The sequence below is a fragment of the Pseudomonas sp. genome, from assembly GCF_026224925.1.
In the GTDB taxonomy this organism is placed as follows: domain Bacteria; phylum Pseudomonadota; class Gammaproteobacteria; order Pseudomonadales; family Pseudomonadaceae; genus Aquipseudomonas.
The window spans coordinates 1-2908 of sequence record NZ_JAMFRV010000361.1 but is presented as its reverse complement, the minus strand read 5'-3'; the positions used below and the strand labels follow the sequence as shown (position 1 = coordinate 2908).

The following is a 2908-nucleotide window of genomic DNA, read 5'->3' as shown; positions in this document are numbered from 1 at the left end:
TGTTCGGCAGCGTGCGTGGCGTCGGTTACGTCCAGCCACAGCCCCACCGCCTCAATCGGAATGCCTAAATCATTACGCAGAAGCTTGGCCTCATCGAGCAACCAGTGATACTCACCGCGCTTGTCACGCAAACGATAGCGGCTGCGCACTGCACCTTCGCGCAGTAGCTCACGGGTGCGTGCAAAATACAGGTCGCGGTCGTCCGGATGGATGTAATTGTCCAGTTGCCCGTTGACGCACTCCGCCAACGTCAAACCCAGCAGCGGCATCAGGCTGCCACTGAAGAATGTAGGCAGCAACGCGCCCTCGACGTACTTTTGTACATAAATCACTGCTGGCGAACTGGCCACCAGATTATCCAGCCGCGCATGGGCGGCAGCGGCCTGGGTTTCTTGATTTTTGATATCGCTGACGTCAAGCATGAAGCCCAACACGCGCCGCACCTGACCACTGATGACCGACTGCCCTTGAATGCGCTGCCAAACCACGCCGTGAACCGGATCAAGGTGGTGCATGCGCACGCACAGCAATAGCGGAGTGCCGTGATCGCGTAGCTCTGTCAGACGGCTAGTCAGCTCTTGGCGATCTGCCGGGTGCACCATGTCGAGCCAATCCTGGCGTCGCAACCGATCACTGCGTGCTCCCAACCGCAGCCCTCGTGCCAGCTGCGGGGCCAATTGCACTTCATCCGTAGGAAGCAATTCCCACCACCCCGTGCCCAATAAATCCTGTAGCACGTCCAGGCGTTCCCGCTGATGTTGATGTTGCTCCTCAGCCAGTCGATTCAGCAACGGGCCGGCCATCGCCGCACTCATCTGCAGCCATTCGCGCTGGGTCAGGTCCGGCGCCTGTTCGTCAGCCTGATAGAAACCGAACAACAACCAAGCTTCGGCTTCGGCTGCTTCGCGATACGGCAGCAGAAACCCATTGGCGTTGCCAAATGCACTTTGCAAACGCGCAAACCCACTGTCGGAATCAAAGGCGAATTGATGCGCGCCCGAGCCATCCAGCTTGTTCAATTCATCGCCAAGGCGCTGCCCGGTTTGCCACAGCTTTGGGGCGTTGTGTGCGCTGTACTGGCTGTAGATTCGCCAGCCCAGACCGTGTGCTTCGGGCAAGGCCAGCGCCAGGCAGGGCACCCGCCAGCGCTGGGCCAATTCCGCTAACTGCTCACCCACCACGTCCGCCAGGCGCGCGAAGCTGCAAGCACGAAGCTGCTCGGCCATACGTCCGGCATTCAGCAAACATTGCTGGCGACACTGGGCGGCCAACGTCTCGCGCACCAGGTCACCGACGTCCAGTAACTGCAAGCGCCAGCCATGTACATGAGGCCGGGATTCATTGGCCTGGAGCCAACCGCGGGTGTGCACCACCTGACCGTCGGCGCCCTTGAAGTCCAGGTCCAACGTGAGCCCAATCCAGTCTTCTGGGACACCCTCGACGACTAGCGCACTGTCGGGCATCAAATAATCCTTCAGCTTGCGTCCAGCGACGGGAAGCACGCCGATATCTAGCCGTTGAGGCGCCACGAGCGGCCTTAATAACTCGCTGAGTTGCAGTACGCAGCCGTCATCGTCAAGTTGCAGGTACAAACCGACATTCGACTTTTCGGGCGGGCTAGCCACCTCTGCTGAAGGTGCATAGACGCGTCCCCGCAGGCGGCCAAGTAGAGCGTCTTTAAGGGCCAAGTTGAAGACTCGCTTGGGCGGTTAAAAAGGTCGGCAGGCTAGGAACCTGACCGATGACTGGCAGCACCAAAGGCGGCAGCACATTGGCCAGTTTGCTGACCGGATAATTAATCGAAACAGTCAGCAATTTGCTGGCGGGGTCATAGACAGCGGTAACGTTAGTTTGATCGAATGCAAGGGCGGTTGGCATCCATACCAATTGACTTAGCACAGTGGCGCTGGCCTGAGTTTGCACCACGCCCTGATAACCGGCCACTCTAGGGCTGACTGCAACGGCTCTGCGCACCGCCTCGGTGGTCGCCGCATTGAAAGACTGCATCATTAACAGGGGCAAGCTATAACTCACAAGTGCATAGAACACCGCGAAAAAAATTATAAAGACTGCCGCAAACTCAATGGCTGCCGCACCGGTTTGTTTACGGACAGAGGAGAAGTTCGGGCGGGAGGTGCGAGAGACGTTTTGCATGTCGACTTCTACTCTGACAAGCGGCTTCAGTTGAGCATAGGTTTGTTTCTCTGAATAAGGATTTTATTTAACGTATGCAGCTCTTTTTATTATGGGTATGGTTTTTAATGTGCGCCGAGCAGGACGCTCGACACCGGAGCATCTCAAATGGGCTTACGTTTGGCGCAGGCGCCCTGTTTCTAGTATTTTTGCTGCTAACCGGCCATACCTGGCTGGGCGAACCGGCCGCGGATGGCCTATGGGCGCTATTGCTGGCATTGGCGTTCACGCTACCCGGCTACGCGCTGGGGCGCTTGGGCGGGGCCGATGTGAAATTATTGGCGGCGTTGGCACTGGGCAGTGACAATTTGCACCTTTTGGCGACGTTTATCGGCGCCGGCATCGCCAGCGTAGCGTGGCTGCTGATCCGCCGAACGGTTTGGCCCCGCTTGCCTCAATGCGTTACCGGGCGCTACGTACAGTTGGGCCCTGAGTCATCAAGCAAGCAGCCATTTGCCCCCTTTTTGCTCGTCGGCTTTACTTTTTTCAAAATATGGACGTTTTAGTCGGAAATGCCGATTAACCCTATGTACATAGTACAAAAGTAGAGCTAAGTTGATAGCCATGAACTCAAAACAGTGTATGTGATGTCTGCCGTTTACAGCTTATATGGGTTTTTCGAAGGGGAGCGACCCTCTCGAAGCTATAGGGAAAATTGCATCGGCTCCGACCTCTGATCAGTATTAGCTAGCAAACATGGAGTTTCGCGTGATCA

Annotated in this window: 3 protein-coding genes; 1 reads left to right on the top strand and 2 read right to left on the bottom strand. The window is 56.8% G+C overall.

Going from position 1 to position 2908, the window contains the following annotated elements; all coding sequences use genetic code 11:
- A partial coding sequence (locus M0974_RS15710) for a PAS domain-containing protein (protein WP_367279025.1) occupies window positions 1–1658 on the bottom strand: 1658 nt, incomplete at its 3' end.
- 19 nt (window positions 1659–1677) lie between these two features.
- Window positions 1678–2154 carry a TadE/TadG family type IV pilus assembly protein gene (locus M0974_RS15705; protein ID WP_297838484.1) on the bottom strand — a complete coding sequence of 159 codons (477 nt, stop codon included), beginning with the start codon at window positions 2152–2154 and terminating at the stop codon, window positions 1678–1680.
- A gap of 74 nt (window positions 2155–2228) precedes the next feature.
- Between M0974_RS15705 and M0974_RS15700 the strand changes: the two genes are divergently transcribed.
- Window positions 2229–2699, top strand: coding sequence for a prepilin peptidase (locus tag M0974_RS15700; protein WP_297838481.1), 471 nt, complete (start codon window positions 2229–2231; stop codon window positions 2697–2699).
- Window positions 2700–2908: the final 209 nt, after the last annotated feature.